The 21482-nt window shown below is 69.0% G+C and carries 16 protein-coding genes and 1 pseudogene; 12 read left to right on the plus strand and 5 right to left on the minus strand.

Features of this window, described 5'->3' with window-relative positions; genetic code table 11:
• Positions 1–86: 86 nt before the first annotated feature.
• The 4 genes and pseudogenes from prpB to prpF all read left to right on the plus strand — a co-directional run bounded on the left by prpB (position 87) and on the right by prpF (position 6109).
• On the plus strand, positions 87–980 hold the full coding sequence (gene prpB, locus Bsp3421_RS05530) for a methylisocitrate lyase (RefSeq protein ID WP_273997322.1): 894 nt from the start codon (positions 87–89) through the stop codon (positions 978–980).
• A 33-nt stretch (positions 981–1013) separates the two neighbouring features.
• Positions 1014–2174: a bifunctional 2-methylcitrate synthase/citrate synthase gene (gene prpC, locus Bsp3421_RS05535; RefSeq protein ID WP_273997323.1), complete on the plus strand. Its 1161-nt coding sequence runs from the start codon at positions 1014–1016 to the stop codon at positions 2172–2174.
• A gap of 59 nt (positions 2175–2233) precedes the next feature.
• Positions 2234–4831, plus strand: coding sequence for a Fe/S-dependent 2-methylisocitrate dehydratase AcnD (gene acnD / locus Bsp3421_RS05540; protein WP_273997325.1), 2598 nt, complete (start codon positions 2234–2236; stop codon positions 4829–4831).
• A 69-nt stretch (positions 4832–4900) separates the two neighbouring features.
• Positions 4901–6109: pseudogene (gene prpF / locus Bsp3421_RS05545) on the plus strand (2-methylaconitate cis-trans isomerase PrpF).
• Positions 6110–6360: 251 nt separating this feature from the next.
• On the opposite strand, the gene Bsp3421_RS05550 reads toward prpF, so the two are convergent.
• Positions 6361–7020 (minus strand): hypothetical protein, encoded by a 660-nt coding sequence (locus tag Bsp3421_RS05550; protein WP_273997326.1) that lies wholly within the window; start codon positions 7018–7020, stop codon positions 6361–6363.
• A gap of 482 nt (positions 7021–7502) precedes the next feature.
• Between Bsp3421_RS05550 and Bsp3421_RS05555 the strand changes: the two genes are divergently transcribed.
• The 3 genes from Bsp3421_RS05555 to Bsp3421_RS05565 all read left to right on the plus strand — a co-directional run bounded on the left by Bsp3421_RS05555 (position 7503) and on the right by Bsp3421_RS05565 (position 9587).
• On the plus strand, positions 7503–7832 hold the full coding sequence (locus tag Bsp3421_RS05555) for a hypothetical protein (RefSeq protein ID WP_273997327.1): 330 nt from the start codon (positions 7503–7505) through the stop codon (positions 7830–7832).
• A gap of 56 nt (positions 7833–7888) precedes the next feature.
• Positions 7889–8389: a hypothetical protein gene (locus Bsp3421_RS05560; protein WP_273997328.1), complete on the plus strand. Its 501-nt coding sequence runs from the start codon at positions 7889–7891 to the stop codon at positions 8387–8389.
• A gap of 148 nt (positions 8390–8537) precedes the next feature.
• Positions 8538–9587: a CoA transferase gene (locus Bsp3421_RS05565; RefSeq protein ID WP_273997329.1), complete on the plus strand. Its 1050-nt coding sequence runs from the start codon at positions 8538–8540 to the stop codon at positions 9585–9587.
• Between the two features lie 273 nt (positions 9588–9860).
• Here the strand turns inward: Bsp3421_RS05565 and Bsp3421_RS05570 are convergent, their stop codons facing one another.
• A complete protein-coding gene (locus tag Bsp3421_RS05570; RefSeq protein WP_273997330.1) occupies positions 9861–10304 on the minus strand; it encodes a PaaI family thioesterase in 444 nt (147 codons plus the stop codon).
• 242 nt (positions 10305–10546) lie between these two features.
• Here Bsp3421_RS05570 and Bsp3421_RS05575 point away from each other — a divergent pair, with 242 nt between their 5' ends.
• A complete protein-coding gene (locus tag Bsp3421_RS05575; protein ID WP_273997331.1) occupies positions 10547–12160 on the plus strand; it encodes a methyl-accepting chemotaxis protein in 1614 nt (537 codons plus the stop codon).
• A gap of 801 nt (positions 12161–12961) precedes the next feature.
• On the opposite strand, the gene Bsp3421_RS05580 is transcribed toward Bsp3421_RS05575, so the two are convergent.
• Entirely contained in the window at positions 12962–14026 is a 1065-nt protein-coding gene (locus Bsp3421_RS05580) for an AGE family epimerase/isomerase (protein ID WP_273998294.1), read from the minus strand.
• A gap of 160 nt (positions 14027–14186) precedes the next feature.
• Here Bsp3421_RS05580 and Bsp3421_RS05585 point away from each other — a divergent pair, with 160 nt between their 5' ends.
• The 4 genes from Bsp3421_RS05585 (at position 14187) to Bsp3421_RS05600 (ending at position 17126) form a co-directional block, all read left to right on the plus strand.
• Positions 14187–14882 (plus strand): MgtC/SapB family protein, encoded by a 696-nt coding sequence (locus Bsp3421_RS05585; protein WP_273997332.1) that lies wholly within the window; start codon positions 14187–14189, stop codon positions 14880–14882.
• A gap of 93 nt (positions 14883–14975) precedes the next feature.
• Positions 14976–16238 (plus strand): flagellar hook-length control protein FliK, encoded by a 1263-nt coding sequence (locus tag Bsp3421_RS05590; RefSeq protein ID WP_273997333.1) that lies wholly within the window; start codon positions 14976–14978, stop codon positions 16236–16238.
• Positions 16239–16363: 125 nt separating this feature from the next.
• Positions 16364–16519: a hypothetical protein gene (locus tag Bsp3421_RS05595; protein WP_252984101.1), complete on the plus strand. Its 156-nt coding sequence runs from the start codon at positions 16364–16366 to the stop codon at positions 16517–16519.
• Between the two features lie 115 nt (positions 16520–16634).
• Complete coding sequence (locus tag Bsp3421_RS05600; protein WP_273997335.1) at positions 16635–17126, plus strand: GNAT family N-acetyltransferase; 492 nt, start codon at positions 16635–16637, stop codon at positions 17124–17126.
• A 112-nt stretch (positions 17127–17238) separates the two neighbouring features.
• On the opposite strand, the gene Bsp3421_RS05605 is transcribed toward Bsp3421_RS05600, so the two are convergent.
• Both Bsp3421_RS05605 and Bsp3421_RS05610 read right to left on the minus strand, forming a co-directional pair.
• Positions 17239–20535, minus strand: a complete 3297-nt coding sequence (locus Bsp3421_RS05605; protein ID WP_273997336.1) for a heavy metal translocating P-type ATPase — start codon at positions 20533–20535, stop codon at positions 17239–17241.
• Positions 20536–20642: 107 nt separating this feature from the next.
• Positions 20643–21284 (minus strand): FMN-binding negative transcriptional regulator, encoded by a 642-nt coding sequence (locus Bsp3421_RS05610; RefSeq protein WP_273997337.1) that lies wholly within the window; start codon positions 21282–21284, stop codon positions 20643–20645.
• Positions 21285–21482: the final 198 nt, after the last annotated feature.

The following is a 21482-nucleotide window of genomic DNA, read 5'->3' on the forward strand; positions in this document are numbered from 1 at the left end:
TCGGGTTAATAATCAGCGGGTTAGCCGGGCGGGCAGCGGCTGGCCCGCTCCTTGCTGAATAAGCCCCATTCTTCAGGAGACGAACGATGGGCAATCCACAACTCCACAGCGCCGGCGCGAAGTTCCGCGCGGCGGTCGCGGCCGAGCAGCCGCTGCAGGTGGTCGGCGCGATCACCGCGTACGCGGCCAAGATGGCCGAGGCGGTCGGCTTCAAGGCGGTCTATCTGTCGGGCGGCGGCGTGGCCGCGAATTCGCTGGGCATCCCCGATCTCGGCATCAGCACGATGGACGACGTGCTGATCGACGCGGGCCGCATCACCGACGCCACCCAACTGCCGCTTCTCGTCGACATCGACACGGGTTGGGGCGGCGCATTCAACATCGCGCGCACGGTCCGCTCGTTCATCAAGGCGGGCGTCGCGGCCGTGCACCTGGAGGACCAGGTCGGCCAGAAGCGCTGCGGCCACCGGCCGGGCAAGGAATGCGTGCCGACGGGCGAGATGGTCGACCGCATCAAGGCGGCCGTCGACGCGCGCACCGACGATCAGTTCGTGATCATGGCGCGCACCGACGCGGCGGCGGCCGAAGGGCTCGACGCGGCGATCGAGCGCGCGGTCGCGTACGTCGAGGCCGGCGCGGACATGATCTTCCCCGAGGCGATGAAGTCGCTCGACGACTACCGGCGCGTGAAGGAAGCGGTCAAGGTGCCGATCCTCGCGAACCTCACCGAATTCGGTTCGACGCCGTTCTTCACGGTGGACGAGCTGCACGCCGCGAACGTCGACATCGCGCTGTATTGCTGCGGCGCGTATCGTGCGATGAACAAGGCCGCGCTCAATTTCTACGAGACGGTGCGCCGCGACGGCACGCAGAAAGCCGCGGTGCCGACCATGCAGACGCGCGCCGAACTGTACGACTATCTGGGCTACTACGCGTATGAAGAGAAGCTCGACAGCCTCTTCAGCGAAGGCCGCAACTGATACCGACATACCGAAACCCAGGAGAGAGCAAGGATGAGCGAGACGAAGGAAGCAGCGGCGACGGGCTTCAAGCCGAAGAAATCGGTGGCGCTGTCGGGCGTGACGGCCGGCAACACCGCGCTGTGCACGGTCGGCCGGACCGGCAACGACCTGCACTACCGGGGCTATGACATCCTCGACATCGCGAGCACCAGCGAATTCGAGGAGGTCGCGCACCTGCTCGTGCACGAGACGCTGCCGACCGTCAGCGAACTGGCCGCGTACAAGACCCGCCTGCGCGCGCTGCGCGGCCTGCCGGCCAACGTCAAGGCCGCGCTCGAATGGGTGCCGGCGTCGGCTCACCCGATGGACGTGATGCGCACCGGCGTGTCGGTGCTCGGCACCGTGCTGCCGGAGAAGGACGACCACAACCTGCCGGGCGCGCGCGACATCGCCGATCGCCTGATGGCGTCGCTGGGCTCGATGCTGCTGTACTGGTATCACTACTCGCACAACGGCAAGCGGATCGAGACCGAGACCGACGACGATTCGATCGGCGGGCACTTCCTGCACCTGCTGCACGGCAAGGAGCCGTCGAAGTCGTGGGTCGCGGCGATGCACGCGTCGCTGAACCTGTACGCGGAGCACGAGTTCAACGCGTCGACCTTCACGGGCCGCGTGATCGCGGGCACCGGTTCCGACGTCTATTCGGCGATCACGGGCGCGATCGGCGCGCTGCGCGGGCCGAAGCACGGCGGCGCGAACGAAGTCGCCTTCGAGATCCAGAGCCGCTACCGCACGCCGGACGAGGCGGAAGCCGACATCCGCCGGCGCGTCGAGAACAAGGAAGTGGTGATCGGCTTCGGCCACCCGGTATACACGATCTCCGATCCGCGCAACAAGGTGATCAAGGAGATCGCGCGCAAGCTGTCGAAGGAAGCGGGCAACATGAAGCTGTTCAACATCGCCGAGCGCCTCGAAACGGTGATGTGGGACGCGAAGAAGATGTTCCCGAACCTCGACTGGTTCAGCGCGGTGTCGTATCACATGATGGGCGTGCCGACCGCGATGTTCACGCCGCTGTTCGTGATCGCGCGCACCTCCGGCTGGAGCGCGCACATCATCGAGCAGCGGATCGACAACAAGATCATCCGCCCGAGCGCGAACTACACGGGCCCCGAAGACCTGAAGTTCGTGCCGATCGAGAAGCGCTGAGCACACACCGGGGGCGCTGCGGCGCCCCTTGTTCGTCATACCAAGCCAGTCCCATCCCCATGAATACCGCCTACCGCAAACCCCTGCCCGGCACCCGCCTCGACTACTTCGATGCGCGTGCGGCCGTCGACGCGCTCGCGCCGGGCGCCTACGACACGCTGCCGTACACCTCGCGCGTGCTCGCCGAGAACCTGGTGCGCCGCTGCGAGCCCGCGCGGCTCGACGACGCGCTGCGCCAGCTCGTCGAGCGCAAGCGCGAGCAGGATTTCCCCTGGTTTCCCGCGCGCGTCGTGTGTCACGACATCCTCGGCCAGACCGCGCTCGTCGATCTCGCCGGGCTGCGCGACGCGATCGCCGACCAGGGCGGCGATCCGGCGCAGGTGAACCCGGTCGTGCCGGTGCAACTGATCGTCGACCACTCGCTCGCGGTCGAATGCGGCGGCTTCGAGCCCGACGCGTTCGCGAAGAACCGCGCGATCGAGGATCGCCGCAACGAAGACCGCTTCCACTTCATTGACTGGACCAGGAAGGCGTTCCGCAACGTCGACGTGATCCCGCCCGGCAACGGCATCATGCATCAGATCAACCTGGAGAAGATGTCGCCCGTGGTGCAGGTGAGCGACGACGGCGTCGCGTATCCGGACACCTGCGTCGGCACCGACAGCCACACGCCGCACGTCGACGCGCTCGGCGTGATCGCGATCGGCGTGGGCGGGCTGGAGGCCGAGAACGTGATGCTCGGGCGCGCGTCGTGGATGCGGCTGCCCGACATCGTCGGCGTCGAGCTGAGCGGCCGTCGCCAGCCGGGCATCACCGCGACCGACATCGTGCTCGCGCTGACCGAGTTCCTGCGCAAGGAGAAGGTGGTCGGCGCGTACCTGGAGTTTCGCGGCGAGGGCGCGGCGAGCCTCACGCTCGGCGATCGCGCGACGATCTCGAACATGGCGCCCGAATACGGCGCGACGGCCGCGATGTTCTTCATCGACGGCCAGACGATCGACTACCTGCGCCTGACCGGCCGCAGCGACGAGCAGGTGGCGCTCGTCGAGACCTACGCGAAGCAGGCGGGCCTGTGGGCCGACAGCCTCGCCGGCGCGCAGTACGAGCGCACGCTGCGCTTCGACCTGTCGAGCGTGGCGCGCAACATGGCCGGCCCGTCGAACCCGCACAAGCGGCTGCCGACGGCGGACCTCGCCGCGCGCGGCATCGCCGGCGCGTGGGAAGAGACGCCGGGCCGGATGCCGGACGGCGCGGTGATCATCGCGGCGATCACGAGCTGCACGAACACCAGCAACCCGCGCAACGTCATCGCGGCGGCGCTGCTCGCGCGCAACGCGAACGCGCGCGGCCTCACGCGCAAGCCGTGGGTGAAAAGCTCGCTCGCGCCGGGCTCGAAGGCGGTCGAACTGTATCTGAAGGAAGCGAACCTGCTGCCGGAGCTGGAGCGGCTCGGCTTCGGCATCGTCGCGTTCGCGTGCACGACCTGCAACGGCATGTCGGGCGCGCTCGACCCGGCGATCCAGCAGGAGATCGTCGAGCGCGATCTGTACGCGACCGCGGTGCTGTCGGGCAACCGCAACTTCGACGGCCGGATCCATCCGTACGCGAAGCAGGCGTTCCTCGCCTCGCCGCCGCTCGTGGTCGCCTATGCGATCGCGGGCACGATCCGCTTCGACATCGAGAAGGATGCGCTGGGCATCGACCCCGAGGGCCGGCCGGTCACGCTGAAGGACATCTGGCCGAGCGACGAGGAGATCGACGCGATCGTCGCGACGAGCGTGAAGCCCGCGCAGTTCAGGCAGGTGTACGAACCGATGTTCGCGCGCGCGGCCGATGCGGGCGAGCGCGCGGCGCCGCTGTACGACTGGCGGCCGCAGAGCACCTACATCCGCCGCCCGCCGTACTGGGAAGGCGCGCTCGCGGGCGAACGCACGCTGCGCGGCATGCGTCCGCTCGCCGTGCTCGGCGACAACATCACGACCGACCACCTGTCGCCGTCGAACGCGATCCTCGCGAACAGCGCGGCGGGTGAATATCTCACGAAGATGGGCCTGCCGGAAGAGGACTTCAATTCCTACGCGACCCATCGCGGCGATCACCTGACCGCGCAGCGCGCGACCTTCGCGAACCCGACGCTCGTCAACGAGATGGCGACGGTCGACGGCGAGACGCGCAAGGGCTCGCTCGCGCGCGTCGAGCCGGACGGCACGGTGATGCGCATGTGGGAAGCGATCGAAACCTACATGGCGCGCAAGCAGCCGCTGATCATCGTCGCGGGCGCGGACTACGGCCAGGGTTCGTCGCGCGACTGGGCGGCGAAGGGCGTGCGGCTCGCGGGCGTCGAGGTGATCGTCGCGGAAGGCTTCGAGCGGATCCACCGCACGAACCTGATCGGGATGGGCGTGCTGCCGCTGGAGTTCAAGCCCGGCGTCAATCGCACGACGCTTGGCCTCGACGGCACCGAGGTGTACGACGTGATCGGCGCGCGCACGCCGCGCGCCGACCTCACGCTCGTGATCCGGCGCCGGAACGGCGAGCAGGTCGAGGTGCCGGCCACGTGCCGGCTCGATACCGCGGAAGAGGTGTCGATCTATGACGCGGGCGGCGTGCTGCAACGCTTCGCGCAGGACTTCCTCGCCGCCTCGAAGGCGGCCTGACGGCGGCGGCCGTCGGCAGCGGGCGGCGCGGTGACGCGCCGCCCTTCGTCACTTACAGGACACGAACAGATGACTCACGTAGCTCAGATCAAGATTCCCGCGACCTATCTGCGCGGCGGCACCAGCAAGGGCGTGTTCTTCCGCCTGCAGGATTTGCCGGAGCCGGCGCGCGTGCCGGGCGCGACGCGCGACGCGCTGCTGCTGCGCGTGATCGGCAGCCCGGATCCGTACGGCAAGCAGATCGACGGGATGGGCGGCGCGACCTCTAGCACGAGCAAGACGGTGATCGTCGCGAAGAGCAGCCGCGCCGATCACGACGTCGATTATCTGTTCGGGCAGGTGTCGATCGATCGCGCGTTCGTGGACTGGAGCGGCAACTGCGGGAACCTGTCGGCGGCGGTCGGGCCGTTCGCGATCGGCGGCGGGCTGGTGGATGCGAGTCGGGTGCCGGAGAACGGCGTCGCGGTGGTGCGGATCTGGCAGGCGAACATCGGCAGGACGATCGTCGCGCACGTGCCGATCACGAACGGCGCGGTGCAGGAGACCGGCGATTTCGAGCTGGACGGCGTGACGTTTCCGGCGGCCGAGGTGCAGCTGGAATTCATGGACCCGGCGGCCGATGAAGACGGCGCGGGCGGCGCGATGTTCCCGACCGGGCAGGTCGTCGACGATCTGGAGGTGCCCGGCGTGGGCACGCTGAAGGCGACGATGATCAATGCGGGCATTCCGACGATCTTCGTCGAGGCGGCGGCGATCGGGTACACCGGGGCCGAGCTGCAGGACGCGATCAACGGCGATCCGGCCGCGCTTGCCCGGTTCGAGACGATTCGCGCGCATGGGGCGCTGCGGATGGGGCTGATCAAATCGCTCGATGAAATCGCGACGCGGCAGCATACGCCGAAGGTCGCGTTCGTCGCGCCGCCGGCGGCGTATGTCGCGTCGAGCGGCAAGACGGTGGCGGCGGAGGATGTGGATCTGCTGGTGCGGGCGTTGTCGATGGGCAAGCTCCATCACGCGATGATGGGAACGGCGGCGGTGGCGATCGGCACGGCGGCGGCGATTCCGGGCACGCTCGTCAATCTCGCGGCGGGCGGCGGTGAGCGGCAGGCGGTGCGCTTCGGGCATCCGTCGGGGACGCTGCGGGTGGGGGCGGAGGCGGTGCGCGCGGACGGGGAGTCGTGAGGAAGGCGATCATGAGCCGCAGCGCGGGTGCTGATGGAAGGGTGGGTGCGGGTGCCGGGGAGGTGGTTTGATGGGGTACAGGTGGCTGACTGCTGACGGCGAGACCTCGCCCCTCGGTGGAGCGACCATGTTTGTCGTGACTTTTCCCGTGTCAATGAAAGACGCGCTTCGTATCTTCGATTAGGTGGGCCCTGTCCGGCTTTGCCGGACCACTCGCTCACCTGCCTGACGAGCGGCCTCTGGGTCGGGCGGGTAAGCCGACCGTCGATGGATACGATTGCTATCCTCGGCACTCGACGCATCGGCACTCGAATTCAACGAAGGCCGATGCGACGAAGAAGAGGGCTTCACGTGGAGAAGAGCTTTCTGCGCAGTTCCTGCCTTGCTTTTACGGTCCCGATTTTCTGGGTGCCGGTAATTTTCTTGATCAGATGTCTTCCATATTGCCAGAGGAATTTGTCGATTTCGTAGTTGGAGTATTCCGAGAGGTCGAATTCATGCTTGAAAATAGTGTATCGATCGTGAAAGTCGGAATATTTTCCTGGATTTCCGATGGATAGGGTTTTGTGATTCTTTCGCAGATAGGCTGTTATCAGCATCCAGACGTAGCTGTCGTAGATGGGCGCTTCTTTGTTGCTCTGAAAGTGCATGTACTTCGACGCAAAGGAGAGATTTTTGCGCTGATGGCTGCGCTCCGATGTGTTGTTGACCCAATGCGCCGTTGCAATCAGGTCGACGATATTTTCTGGATTTTTCTTTATCGTGTTCTTGTAATTTTCATTTGAAAATACCTCGTTTATTTTTTCTACAACGGGGTCGATGTACTGGATCGATGTGTTGTATATGGTGTTGATGACGGAGACTTTGATTTTTACATCGTTGCGGCAGGTGTTGTCGGGAAAGTACTTGAATAGCCTTGAAATTTTCTCATTGATTAGGTTGCCGCCACTTGCGTCATGCTCCTTGTGGAATCGGTCTATAAGGTCCGGTGTGATTTTATTTAGCATGTAATTTGTGGTGTCGTTCGATGGGTTGAAGGTTTTGTGTTTTTGATAGAGGGTGTCGGGTGGAGTGTTTTTTTGGGCTGATGCTGGAATGATTGTTTCCAGGGCTTGTTGGTGTGTTGTCGGCTGAGAACGAGAAAAGTTGAGTGCGGAGAATCACGGGCTTGGGGCCGGTCCCGTCTCGATGGCTGAATCGTGTTTGTGCGGGTTGCGATGAAGCATGCCGGAGCAATGTCCGGATTCATGGCTCAGGTTCTCTGGAAGTATCGAGTGGTTGCGATACGCGTCATGATGGTTTGCTGCGCGAGCAGTGGCATCGATGGCGTGCTGTAGCGATGGCGTGCGCCGCGTCGAAGCGGCGTGGGTCAACCGTTTCGCGGCGCCCTTCGTTTGCGCATGCCCGGGTGGATAATCAGTCGGTGGACGGCAATCCCTCGTAACGTCCATTCACCGAGGTGTGCGATGAATCCCGGCGCGTCCATTCCTTGTTTCTCGCGCACGAATCCGACGTCGACCCGGTCAGGTGCGAGTGGATTAATTTATTCTCCAGCGGGCACCCGGGCGAGTCCTTGCCCGGCGCGATGCCGTTGACGCTCGGCACTTCCACTTTCTTGATCCAAGTGCAACGGAAGATCGGCGATTATCCGTCTCGGGAAGCTGCGCTCGCGCTTATCCGCGAGCATATCGGGAAGAGCCATATCCATGGCTGCGATCGTGGCTTCACGAGATGGGTGATCGTCGCGCAGAACGGCATGGCGGCGACATGGCCTCCGCAGGAGGGGGCGGCGGCGATGTCGGCCGGGTCCATTGTCTGACATTCGAATCGAGCACAAGGATGCAAATACCAACTTCATTCGGCCTGGTTCAAATCATGAATGAGCCGGCCTATTCGTTCGGCTCGGCCGATAACGCGCGCACCTATCCGATCGAGGTACGTCTGTTGGCGGGCCACCCGACTTCCGCGCATGCCGTGGTGTTGGATGGGCGGGGCGCGATGATCGTGGGCGCGGGGGGAGGATGCTCCGCCGTACACGCGCGTTCGGCCGTCGCGATCGACGATCGGTTGTATCTGGCCGTGGGCGATCATATCGCCTGCCTGTCCCTGAGTCTGCCGCATCGCCTGGTCTGGGCTACTCAGGTCGACGTCGCGACCTGTTTCGGCATTCTCTGGGACGGCACGCGTGCCGTGCTCATCTCGCATGGGGAATTGGAAATCGCACGCCTGTCACTGCAGGGTGAGGTGATGTGGACGACGTCCGGCGCCGACATATTCACTGGCGTTTGCAGCTTGCAACCCGACCATGTCGCGGTCGTCGACTTCAACGAGACCCACTACCGGCTGGACTACGAAACCGGCATGTTGTTGGCCTGAAGACAGCGGGGCCGACTGTCGTATCGAAACCTATCGTCACCTCATGGCGCGCGCGCCGTATCATCGATCCGGTGCGCGCGGCTTCCCGGCGTCAGCCGGACCGCCGGACCGCCCGACCGCCGCGCCGTGCAACGAGGAGGAGGCCGATATGCCGCTGCACGCCCCGCTGGCCGGCGTGACCGTCGTCGAATTCGAAGGGCTCGGCCCCGCGCCGCTGGCCGGCCGGATCCTGGCCGGCATGGGCGCGCAGGTCACCCTGATCGCCCGCCCCGCCGCGCGCGCGAGCGCGCCCGAGGTGCTGCGCGGTCGCGACGACGATCCGCTGCGCGACGGCAAGACCGTCATCGAACTCGACCTGAAGACGCCCGCCGCCCGCGACGCGGCGCTCGCGCGCGCGGCGGCCGCCGATGCGCTGATCGAGGGCCTGCGGCCCGGCGCGATGGAACGGCTGGGCCTCGGCCCCGACGCGTGCGGCGCGCTCAATCCGCGCCTCGTCTACGCGCGTATGACGGGCTGGGGCCAGCACGGGCCACTCGCGCACTGCGCGGGCCACGATCTCAACTACGTCGCGCTCACGGGCCTGTTGTCGCTGTCCGCGTCACGCGGCGCGGCGCCGATGATTCCACCGACCGTCGTCGGCGACGCGGGCGGCGCGCTCGGGCTCGCGTTCGGGATCGTCAGCGCGCTGCTCGACGTGCGGGCGGGCGGCCCGGGGCGCGTGGTCGACGGCGCGATCGTCGACATCACGGCGATGCTCGGCACGCTCGCGCTGTGGGCGCGCGCCCGGGGTCAGCTCGATACGCCCGGCCCGGGGCTGTTCCTCGACGCGCCGTTCTACGCGGTCTACCGCTGCGCGGACGGCGAGCAGATCACGGTCGGCGCGCTGGAGCCGGCGTTTTATGCAGTCCTGCTCGACCGGCTCGGGCTCGCGGACGTCGATCCGGCTGCGCAGTACGCGCGCGACGCGTGGCCCGCGTTGAAGACGCGCTTCGCCGCGCTGTTCGCGACCGCGCCGGCCGCGCACTGGCGCGCGCGGCTGGAGGGCAGCGACGCATGTTTCGCGCCGGTGCTGAGCGTGGCCGATGCCGCCGGCCACCCGCACAACGTCGCGCGGGAGATCTACCGGGAACGCGGGGATGGGATGCTGGACGTGCGTGTCGCGCCGCGCTTCCTGCCGCTGCGCGAAGGGGATGCCTAGCGGGGTGGGATGAGGCGTCGGGGCTGGCGGGAGGGCTGGCGAGGAGACAGGCGAGGAGACAGGCGAGGAGACAGGCGAGGAGACAGGCGAGGAGACAGGCGAGGAGACAGGCGAGGAGACAGGCGAGGAGACAGGCGGCAGAACCGGCAGGGAGGCCGGCGCGCCCGGCGGATGGCGGTCCGGCCTCAGGAACCGCGCCATCCGCCTCCATCACGCGCCGCGCTTCGCGCCGGACAGCACACCCGGGCCATGACCGGCGCGGTTTCGCGTGCTTCAGGCCCGCTCATCCACCCCATCGACCGCCTTGCCGTCGCCGATCTTGTTGATGGTGCCTTGCGCGACCGCGACGAGCCGTTCGTGCGTGTCGTCTATCACGAACACGTGGCACTGGCAGGTTGCCTGATAACGGCCGCCGTACAGCAGCCGCGCCCGCGCGAGGAGCGTGCCGCTCACGGCCGGCCGCAGGTAGTTGAGCTTGTATTCGCCCGTCACGACGCGCGGCCCGAGCGCGAGCGCGCCGGCGAAGGTCAGCGCGTTGTCGACCAGATAGCCGATCACGCCGCCGTGCACGAAGCCGTGCTGCTGCCTCAGCTCGTCGCGGATCGGCAGGCACAGCGACGCCTCGTCCCCTCCGATGTACACGAGTTCGGTGCCGAGCAGCATGCTGAACGGCTGGGCCCGGAGCGCGCCGCGCGCGTGATCCACGATGTCGGTCATCGACGTTCCTTGGAGGGCGGCGGGCGGCCCGATGCAGCCCGCTTGCGCTTCACTCTAGGAAGGGGGCGCTCGATGCGCAAGCTAATTCGTTGCGGGTTTTGCGACAAATGATGTGATGCATACATGATTGTTGCGGCCGACGCGGTCCAAATGAGATTTCCGGACTGATATCTCAAGTCCACGGGCGAAATGCCGCTAACGCCCTGAGCGTCACTTCTCTATTTGCTCTCCCCAGGAAACGCATGTTCAGCAAAATCAAGCTCGCGTCGAGTCTGCTCGCCGTTTTGACCGTCTTCTGCCTGTTCCAGCTAGCAGTCGAGGGGCTCGGCTTCTGGTCGCTCTCGACCACGCGCCACGGCATCGACGATCTGTCGACCGTGGCGCTCGTGCAGTCGGGCGTCGTCAACGAGGCCACCCAGCGTCTGCTCGACGCCCGCATCAACCTGTCGCGGGCCGGCACGCGGATGGTGCGCGGCGGCCCGAAGCCGACCGACATCATCCAGCACGCCGCCGAGCAGCTGGCGCTCGCCGACAAGGCGTTCGCGGCGCTTGCGAACGCGCCCTCGATCGGCGACGAGAATCGCGCACGCACGGCCGCGCTCGCCGAGCGTTACAGGAAGCTGCACGACGCGCTCGCGGAACTGGTGCAGTTCCTCCAGGCCGACAACATCCAGGCGTTCCTGGACCAGCCCACCCAGTCGATCCAGGACGCGTATCTCGCCGAGTTGCGCAACTTCGTCGATTTCAGCGGGCATGCGAGCCGCGACGCGTTCGACACGATCGACACCGCGAGCGCGTGGTTCCGCGGGGTCGCGATCGTGCTGCTGCTCGCGATGCTCGCGAGCAGCGCGGCGATCTACGCGGCCGCGCGCCGCGCGGTGGTCGAGCCGCTGGCGGAGGTGGGACGTCATTTCGAGGAAATCGCGGAGGGGCGTCTCGACGCGCGCGTGACGCCGCGCGGCGTGTTCGAGATCGATCACCTGCTGCGCGGCCTCGCGACGATGCAGGCGAGCCTCGCGCAGACCGTCGGCATCGTGCGTCAGGCGTCGGACGCGATCCACCTGGGCGCGGGCGAGATCGCGAGCGGCAACGCGGACCTGTCGGGGCGTACCGGCAGCCAGGCGGCCTCGCTCGAGGAAACGGCGGCGAGCATGGAGCAACTGACCGCGACCGTGCGCCAGAACACCGACAGCGCGCGCGCCGCGAGCACGCTCGCGGACGAGGCGCTGGGCGTGACGAGCCACGGCAGCGGGGTGGTCGACAGCGTGATCGACAAGATGCGCGGCATCGCGCAAAGCTCGGGCCGGATCGCGGAAATCATCTCGGTGATCGACGGCATCGCATTCCAGACCAACATCCTGGCGCTGAACGCGGCGGTCGAGGCGGCGCGCGCGGGTGAGCAGGGCAGGGGCTTCGCGGTGGTGGCGGGCGAGGTGCGTTCGCTCGCGCAGCGCAGCGCGCAGTCGGCGAAGGAGATCAAGGCGCTGATCGAGGAATCGGTGGCGCAGATCGACGGCGGCTCGGAATTGGTCGAGCGGGCCGGCGCGGCGATGCGCAGCGTGTCGACGTCGATTTCGCGGGTCGCGCAGACGATGGCGGAGATCACCGCCGCGTCGGTCGAGCAGAGCGCGGGGATCGAACAGGTCAACCAGGCGGTCACGCAGATGGACCAGTTGACCCAGCAGAATGCGGCGCTCGTCGAGCAGGTCGCGGCGGCGGCTTCGTCGCTGAACGACCAGACCCAGCAGCTGCTGCGCTCGGTCGCGGTGTTCGAGTTGGGCGACCGGCGTGGCGCGGCGGCCGGCCACGGCCACGCGGTGAAGGCGGAGGCCCATGGTGTGTTTGAGCCGGCCTGAGCCTGGGCGCTGGGCGGCGTGACGCGGGTGTAGGACGCCTGCGGGGCGGTTGAATTGAAGTGATGCGAGGCCGGGGGCGGGGAGCATGTCGCGCCGCTCGGCCATGCGCGTGCGACTGTCGAGGAATACCTCGGCTCCGTCGAAACGAGCGAAAGCCCGTCCATGCCGGCTTGGTCCTCCGCGTTCCGAGGCATGCCTCAATCGGTTGCGCTGCCGGAAACCGGAGAAAAACTGACGCCTCACGCCGCCGGCAGTCCGCGCAGGCGGCGCGCCGCACGCCTAACGGGTTCGCAGGCAGCGTCGCGTAGGCGGTCGCGGGGAAACAATCGAAGAAACGTCTGCCTCACGGTGCCGGCAGTCCGCGCAGGCGGCGCGCCGCACGCCTAACGGGCTCGCAGGCAGCGTCGCGTAAGCGGTCGCGGGGGAAACAATCGAAGAAATGTCCGCCTCACGGTGCCGGCAGTCCGCGCAGGCGGCGCGCCGCACGCCTAACGGGTTCACAGGCAGCGTCGCGTAGGCGGTCGCGGGGGAAACAATCGAAGAAACGTCCGCCTCACGCCGCCGGCAGTCCGCGCAGGCGGCGCGCCGCACGCCTAACGCGCTCGCAGGCAGCGTCGCGTAAGCGGTCGCGGGGGAAACAATCGAAGAAACATCCGCCTCACGGTTCCGGCAGTCCGCGCAGGCGGCGCGCCGCACGCCTCACGCGCTCGCAGGCAGCGTCGCGTAAGCGGTCGCGGGGAAACAATCGAAGAAACGTCCGCCTCACGCCGCCGGCGGTCCGCGCAGGCGGCGCGGCGTGCCTCACGCGCTCGCCGGCAACGCCGCGTAGGCGGTTGCGAGGTGATACGGGGTGGTCGACGGCATGTCCGCGCGCGACACCTCGCCCGACGCGGTCTTGCACTCGTACCAGCCGCCCGCGTTCAGGAAGCGCGCCTCGAAACGTCCGATCTGCCGGGCGAGCGCGTCGTCCGCGCCGCCGTGGGTCGCGAGCGCGCGCAGGTATTCCGTCTGCGCCCAGATGCGCTGGGTGCTGTCGAGGCAGGCGCCCTGTTCGTCGATGGCCGCGCACACGCCGCCCGTCTGCGGGTCGACGCCATGCCGTTCGGCGAACGCATAGGCGCGCGCGAGCGCGTCCGGCAGGCCGGTGGCCGCGAGCCGCGCGCCGGCGGCGCCGACCAGATAGAACCACTCGAACTGATGGCCGGGCTCGAAGCGATTGCCGGCGCTGCCGCGCGGCAGCTCGGCGACGCAGCCCGTGGCCGGATCGACGAAGCGGCGCTCGACGGCCTGCGCCGTGCGCAGCAGCGCGCTGTCGTAGGCGGCATCCGCGAACGCGCGGCCGGCCGCGAGCCAGCCCTCGGTCAGGTGCATCAGCGGGTTCTGCAGCGGACCAGCGGCCGTCTGCGCGAAAGCCTCGTCGCGCGCCGCGTCGAGCAGCGCGTCGCCGGGCTGGCGCGCGAAACGCGTTTCGATCAGCGCGGCGGTGTGGTCCGCGATGTCCCGGGCGTCCCGGTTGCCGAACGCGGCGAAATATTCCGCGCATGCGAACACGATGAACGCATGGGTATACAGATCCTTGGTGCGGTCGAGCGGTGCGCCGTGGGCGTCGACGCTGTAGAACCAGCCGCCGTGGCGGGGATCGCGGAAGTGACGGCACAATGCGTCGAACAGCGCGTGCGCGTGATCGGCGTCGCCCGCCTGGGAGAACACGAACAACTGGCGAGCACAGGCCATCGCGCGGTAGCGGGTCGCGGGCAGCGGCGCGAGCGTATCCGGCGCGACCGCCTCGAACGGCAGGCCCAGCGCGCGGTCGAACCCCGGACCGCGCCACAGAGGCAGGACGACGCGGGAGAAATGCTCGCGCAGCCGGGCGGCTTAGGCGGAGGCGGAAGCTGGAACGGACATGGCGGCGGCGAACAGTACGATGAACGGTGAAGACTCGGCCCGGCGCGGGGTGCGCCGATCGCAAGGATAAAGCACCCGGCGGATGCCCGGGCGGGCCCGCGCGCAAAAAAGGAGAAAGCGGATGCTGAACAATGTGGAACTCGTGATGAGGCTCGTGCTCGCGGCGGCGCTCGGCAGCGTGATCGGTATCGAGCGGGAGCGGTTGTCGTGGGCAGCCGGCCTGCGCACCCACATGCTGGTCTGCGTCGGTTCGGCGCTGATCATGATCGTGTCGGCCTTCGGCTTCGCCGACGTCCTCGGGCAGGCGCACGTCGATCTCGATCCGTCGCGGATGGCCGCGCAGGTCGTGTCCGGGATCGGCTTTCTTGGCGCGGGCTCGATCCTGCTGCGCGGCGAGATCATCCGCGGGCTGACGACGGCGGCGAGCCTGTGGTCGGTGGCGGCGGTCGGGCTCGCGGTGGGGGGCGGACTGTACACGGCGGCGATCGCCGCGACGATCATCATGCTGATCATCCTGGCCGGTATCAAGCCGCTCGAACGCCGCTACATCACGGTGCGCCAGCGTCGCCAGATGTCGCTGCTGGTGGAGCGCGGCACGCTGACCTTCCATACCCTGCACACGGCGCTCGGCGTCGACAGCGCGCGGGTCAAGCAGTTCGTCGTCCAGCAGAGCGAGGATTCGCCCGACTGCGACGAGGTGACGATCGCGCTGGCGCGCGTCTCGACGCAGGAATACGAGGCCATTTGCGCGAAGGTCCGGCAGTTGCCGGGCGTGAAGGGTTTCCAGGATCGGCAGAGCACGTTGCCTGACGAGTGACATGCGGTGTCCGGCGTTCGGCATGAGACAATGGCCGCTTCTCGTGATTGAGCACAGCCTTTGTCCGGCGCGTTCGCCGCGCCGCCGCAGCCGATGACCGATTCCGTCTCCCTTTCCCGTCCCCGTTCCCCTCGTTCGACCCGCGCGCCGAGGCGCTCGCGCGCCGCGGCGGCCGACAGCGCCGCGCCGGCGCGCACGACGACCCGGCCCGCCGGCGGCGAGGCGGGGCGCGACGCGCGCACGCTCGACCTGTTCGGGATGCCGGTTGACGAGGCGCACACGGCCGCCGGCCCGGCGGCCGTCACGCATGAGGCCGACGAAGGCCCGGCTGTCGCGATTGACGACGGCCGGCAGGGCAAGCTCACGGGCTTCGAGCCGCCGGCGCCCGTTGCGGCGGCTGAGCCGGACAAGGCGCCGGAGGTGGATTTGACGATGGGCGCCGATGCGCCGTCGTCGGGCGCGTCGACGGCCGGTGCGTCGGCCGACGCACCGGGCCGGGACGAGGCGGCGCGGGGCGAAGTGGTGGCGGAGGCGGCCCTGCCGGTCGACGCGGCTTCGTCGCCGGCCGTCGCACCGCCGCCCGCTCCCGCGCGATCCACGTCCCGCCGAACGACGCCGCGCCGCGCCGACCCTGCCAACGCCCCGGAAGGCGCGGCGGCCGTGGCTGCGCCGAAGCGCCGGGCGTCCCGTCCGGCGGCGGAGCCCACGGTCGCTCATGCCGAACCGGTGGTCGGGTTGGCCCCGGCAGCGGCCCCGGTAGCGGCAGCAGCGCCTGTCGCATCGGCTGCACCCGCGCCCGCACCCGCACCCGCACCCGCACCCGCACCCGCACCCGCCGCGGCGCTCGCGGCAACGGCGTCGTCCGCGCCGGCCGACACGCCGGTTCCCTCCGCCGCGACGATCCTGGTGGCCCCGGCGGCCTCCGCTGCCTCGTCCGCCGCAACCGACGAGGCGCCAGCGCCTCAACCGCCCGCCGTCGATCTCGACGCGCACCTGCGGCCGCTGGCGGACCGGATCCGGGCCTTGCAGATCGAGACCGTCGAGCTGCGGCGCGCGGCGGGCGCGGAGATGCGGCGCGTGAACCGGCTGCTGCTCGCGCTCGCGGTGATCGTGGTGGTGGGCGTCGGTGCGCTGGTTGCGCAGACGATGACGGTCTCCGGCCTGAAGCATGAGACTGTTGCGTTGCAGCAACGCATCGACCGGCTGGCGGCTGCGCAGGAAACCCAGCAGGCGAACCTGATCACGCTGGCCCAGCGCCAGGACGAGCAGGGCGCGCAGGTCGAACGGCTGACCAATCGCTTGTCCGTGGCGGCCCGGCCGGCTCCGAAGCCCGCCCGCCATCCGCGTTCCCGCTGACGCGGGCAGGGGGCGCATGCAGGCCCCCTGCGGCCGATTGCTGCAGTGCACTAGTCAGATTCAGGGAAAACCCTTAGAATTCATTCCTGGGGAAAACCCTAGTCCTTATCTGACAGGAGTCGCACATGAGCTTCATCCTCGCTCTGCTTCAAAAGATCGACGATCTCTTTGCGTCGCCGCACTTGCCGCTCGACGCCGATTACTCGTACGCCGCCCGCCACGCCGAGGCCGAGCGCGTGCGCCAGTCGCACATCGTGCCCGTCGGCCTGCCGCGCCACTGATCGTCCGCCCCGGCCGACGCGCCGGCGCATTGCATCGCGGGCGCGCATTCGCGTCGCTCCGTCGGTTTCCGCCCGCTACACTCGGTAGTGTCTCCGCTTCGCGCACAGGTGCGACATGCTGCAGATGCGACCGATGACTCAAGAGGAATTCCGCCAGTACCGCCGGCGCGCGGTGTCCGGCTATGCGCGGGATCTGGTCGAATCCGGCCAGGCGCTGCCCGCTGATGCCGAGGCGCGCGCGGCGGCCTGCCTCGAACTGCTGTTGCCCGACGGGCTCCTGTCCGACGACCAGGTGCTGCTGACCGTGCGGGCCTCGGCCGAGGGCGAGGCCGAGGCCGAGCCGCTGGCCAGCCTGTGGTACGCGGTGGTCACGGAAGGCCCCCATCGTTCGCTGTTCATTCACGATCTGGAAGTCGATGCCGCGCACCGCCGCGAAGGTGTCGCGACGCGTGTGCTGCTCGAGGTCGAGGAGGAGGCGCGCCGGCTCGGCGTGACCCAGCTGGGCCTGTCGGTGTTCCGGCACAACGCGGCGGCGCTGGCCTTGTATCGCGGCCTCGGCTACGCGGACATCACCATCACGCTCGTGAAGCCCGTCGCGCCGCCCTGATCCTCGCGCGGCGGCGCGCCCTCCGCTTTCTTCAAATACGACGACGGCCCGCCCGGCATTTGCCGGGCGGGCCGCTTGCCTGCCGCGCGCGACGCGGTTCCCGGCTGCGGGCTCAGTGGCGCGGGCGGGCGGCGTCGCCGCGCCAGGCGCGCAGCAGCAGCGCGTTGGTGACGACGCTGACGCTCGAGAACGCCATCGCCGCGCCCGCGATCACCGGGTTCAGCAGGCCGAAGGCCGCGAGCGGCACGCCCACCAGGTTGTAGACGAACGCCCAGAACAGGTTCTGCTGGATCTTGCGGTAGGTGCGGCGCGAGATGTCGATCGCGTCGGCGACCAGCGCCGGATCGCCGCGCATCAGCGTGATGCCGGCCGTGTGCATCGCGACGTCCGAACCCGTCGCCATCGCGATGCCGATATCGGCGGCGGCGAGGGCGGGCGCATCGTTGATGCCGTCGCCGACCATCGCGACGATGTCGGCGGGGCTGTGCTTCAGCGCAGCGACCACGCGGGCCTTGTCGTCGGGCAGCACCTGCGCGTGGACCTCGTCGATGCCGAGCGCGGTCGCGACGGCGGCCGCACTGCCGGCGTTGTCCCCGGTCACGAGCGCGCAGCGCACGCCGCGCGCGCTGAGCCGGTCGAGTGCCGCGCGCGCGCCGGGTTTCAGCGTGTCGCCGAAGCCGATCAGGGCGAGCGCGGCGGCGGGCGCGTCGAGGCGCATCAGCCACGACACCGTATGGCCCGCCGCTTCCAGCTCGGCCGCGCGTCGCACCGCGTCGGGCGGCGCGACGATGCCGAGTTCGCGCAGCCACGGCCCGCTGCCGAGCGCGAGCCGCATCCCGGCGACCTCCGCCTCGACGCCGCGGCCGGCCACGGCCCGGGCGTCGCCGGTCGGCGCGGCGGCGTAGACCGACTGGCGGGCAGCGGGGTCCGCGTCGGCGGCCGCGACGACCGCGCGGGCGAGCGGGTGCTCACTACGGCGCTGCACGGCGGCCGCGAGCGCGAGTGCGTCGCCGCGCGCGATGCCGATCGGCTCGAAGGCCGCGACGGTCGGCCGGCCTTGAGTCAGCGTGCCGGTCTTGTCGAATGCGACGATGCGAATGCGCTGCGCGAGTTCGAGCGCCTGGGCGTCCTTGATCAGCACGCCGCGCCGCGCGGCGACGCCGGTGCCCGCCATGATCGCGGCCGGCGTGGCGAGGCCGAGCGCGCAGGGGCAGGCGATCACGAGCACGGCGACGGCGTTGAGGATCGCGGTTTCCGCGCCGGCCCCGGCGAGCAGCCAGCCGAACAGCGTGGCGAGCGCAATCACGAGGATGACCGGCACGAACACCGCGCTGACCCGGTCGACGAGCCGCTGGATCGGTGCCTTGTTCGCCTGTGCCGATTCGACGAGCCGGATGATGCGCGCGAGCGTCGTTTCCGCGCCGATCGCGGTGGTGGCGACGGTCAGCGCGCCCTCGCCGTTGATCGCGCCGGCCGTGACGCGATCGCCGGGCGCTTTCGGCACGGGCAGGCTTTCGCCGGTGATCAGTGCTTCGTCGACGTGGGTCGCGCCCGCGACGATCTCGCCGTCGACGGGGATCCGTTCGCCGGGCCGGATCGCGACCTGCGTGCCGACCCGCACCTGGGCGAGCGGCACGTCGCGTTCGACGCCGTGTTCGACGACGCGCGCGCGGTCGGGGCGCAGCGCGTTGAGCGCGCGGATCGCGTCGGTGGTCTGGCGCTTGGCGCGGGCTTCGAGCCATTTGCCGAAGCGCACGAGCGTGATGATCACGGCGGACGCCTCGAAGTACAGATGCGCGTGGCTGTCGGGATAGCGCGCGAGTTGCCAAAGGCTCAGGCCGTAGGCGGCGCTCGTGCCGAGGGCGACGAGCAGGTCCATGTTGCCCGCGCGCGCCTTGAGCGCATGCCAGGCGGCCCGGTAGAAGCGCGCGCCGAACCCGAACTGGACGAGCGTCGCGAGCACGAGCTGCAGCCAGCCGGGCAGCATCAGGTCGATGCCGAGCGGCGCGGCCAGCATGGGGAGCACGAGCGGGGCGGTGAGCAGCGCCGCGGCGATCACGCGGTTGCGCTCATGGCGGGCCTCGGCTTCCTTGCGGTTGTCGGCGGACTGCGGGGCGGCGGGAGTCGTGCGGGGCGTCGCGGGCGCGGCGGCGCGGTAGCCGGCGGTTTCGACGGCCTTGATCAGCACAGCCGGATCGAGGTCGGTCGCGGCTGCGACGGCGGCGCGCTCGGTCGCCAGATTGACGGTGGCGAGCGAGACGCCGGGAACCTGGGCGAGGGCTTTTTCGACCCGCCCGGCGCAAGAGGCGCAGGTCATGCCGCCGATGTCGAGTTCGTGCGTGGCGGTGGCGGGTGCAACCGGAGCCGGGGCGTTATCGGGCAGCGAGGCACGATAACCGGCGGTTTCGACGGCCTTGATCAGTACTGCCGGATCGAGGTCGGTCGCGGCTTCGACGGTGGCGCGCTCGGTGGCCAGATTGACGGTGGCAAGCGAGACGCCGGGAACCTGGGCGAGGGCTTTTTCGACCCGCCCGGCGCAAGAGGCGCAGGTCATGCCGCCGATGTCGAGTTCGTGCGTGGCGGTGGCGGGTGCAACCGGAGCCGGGGCGTTATCGGGCAGCGAGGCACGATACCCGGCGGTTTCGACGGCCTTGATCAGCACAGCCGGATCGAGGTCGGCGACGGCTTCGACGGTGGCGCGCTCGGTCGCCAGATTGACGGCGGCGCGGGCGACCCCGGGGACTTGAGCAAGCGCCTTTTCGACCCGTCCGGCGCAGGACGCGCAGGTCATCCCGTCGATGTCGAACTCATGCGTGGCTCCGACCGCCGCGGCCGCGCGCGCAGGAGGCTTCGCACGCTGGATGTTGAACGGCACGGACACCGCCGCGACGACGGACGGAGCGGCGGGCGCCGCCTTGGGCGCGGCGTCGGCCGTCGATTCCGCGAGCGCGGCCTGATAACCGGCTTGCCGAACCGCGTCGATCAACTGCTCGGCCGTCACATCGCCCGCCAGTTCGGCATGCGCGCGCCGCGCATCGAGATCCACCCGCGCCTGCGCGACGCCCTGCACCTGCCGCAGCGCCTGCTCGACGCGTCGCGCGCAGCCGCCGCAGGTCATGCCGGCCACGTCGAGCGTGACCGCGCGCGCATCCCGCTGCACATCGGTGTCCGGCTCGAGCGCGCGCGCCGTATAACCCAGCGCCGCCAGCGCGGCGACCAGCTGCGCCGCCTCGACCGCCGGCTCGGCCTCGACCGTCGCCTGCCGCGCGGCCAGATCGACCGTCGCGCGCGTCACGCCCGGCACCTGCGCGAGCGCGCGCTCGACCTTGCCGGCGCAGCCGCCGCAGCGCATGCCTTCCACTTCGAGGCGGATCGTTTCACCCAGCGTCGGTAGCGTGAGATCAGTCATGGAGCCTTTCCTGGCAAACAGCGCAATCGCGCCAATGACCGAAGTATCAAGCTTCCCATGATGGGAAGGTCAAGCGAAGATGAATTCCCCTCTCGACCAATAGGGGATCAATCGTCCGGCCGGGCCTTCAGCATCGCGTCCGCGACGCCCGTCCGCGCGTCGCCGCCGTGCTCGCGCATGCGCTGCGCGGCGCCGATCCGATCGCGCGCGTCGCGGTTCTGGCCGAGCTTCCACTTGCCGACCAGCCGCGTCACCTCGATTTCGATGCCGACGATCGCCGCGAGCATCTGTTCGATGAAGTCGGCGGGCGCGTCGCCCATCTTCCACGGCGTGGGCTCGTCGGCTTCCATCCGGCGCGTGAGCCGGGCGACCAGCCCGCGCACGAAGCGTTCGTCGTCGCGCACCGTGAGCCGGCCGTGCGCGTGCACGACCATGTACTGATAGGTGGGCACATAGCGGTGGGTTTCCGCCTTGCCCGGGTACCAGCTTGGCGAAAGGTAGGCCGACGGCCCCTGGAAGATCACCAGCACCTCGGGCTGCCCGGTTGCCTCGCGCCACAGCGGATTGGCCCGCGCGACGTGCGCGCGCAGCGTGCCGCACCCGGCCGCATCGGGCTCGAACTCGAACGGCAGGTGATTGGCGTCGAGGCCGTCCGGCCCATGCGTGACGAGCGCGCCGAGCGGATGGTCGGCGATCAGTTGCCGCAGCGCCTCGGGGCGGCGCTCGTCGAAGTGGGCTGGCAGGTACATGATGACTCCCGAAACAATACGCCGGGCTGTGACGGCAGATAGGATCTGACGTGGCGATTGACGACGAATTGCGATGTAATCGCCGCAAATCCGGTTTTTCACCCGCGCCGGCATTGTTTTCGCGCGGGTGGGAATAGTACGATACAACCCATTCTGAAAGATTGCTTCACCCGGCCGGCGCCTACGCTACGAGGGACC

It is taken from the genome of Burkholderia sp. FERM BP-3421 (assembly GCF_028657905.1).
GTDB lineage: Bacteria > Pseudomonadota > Gammaproteobacteria > Burkholderiales > Burkholderiaceae > Burkholderia.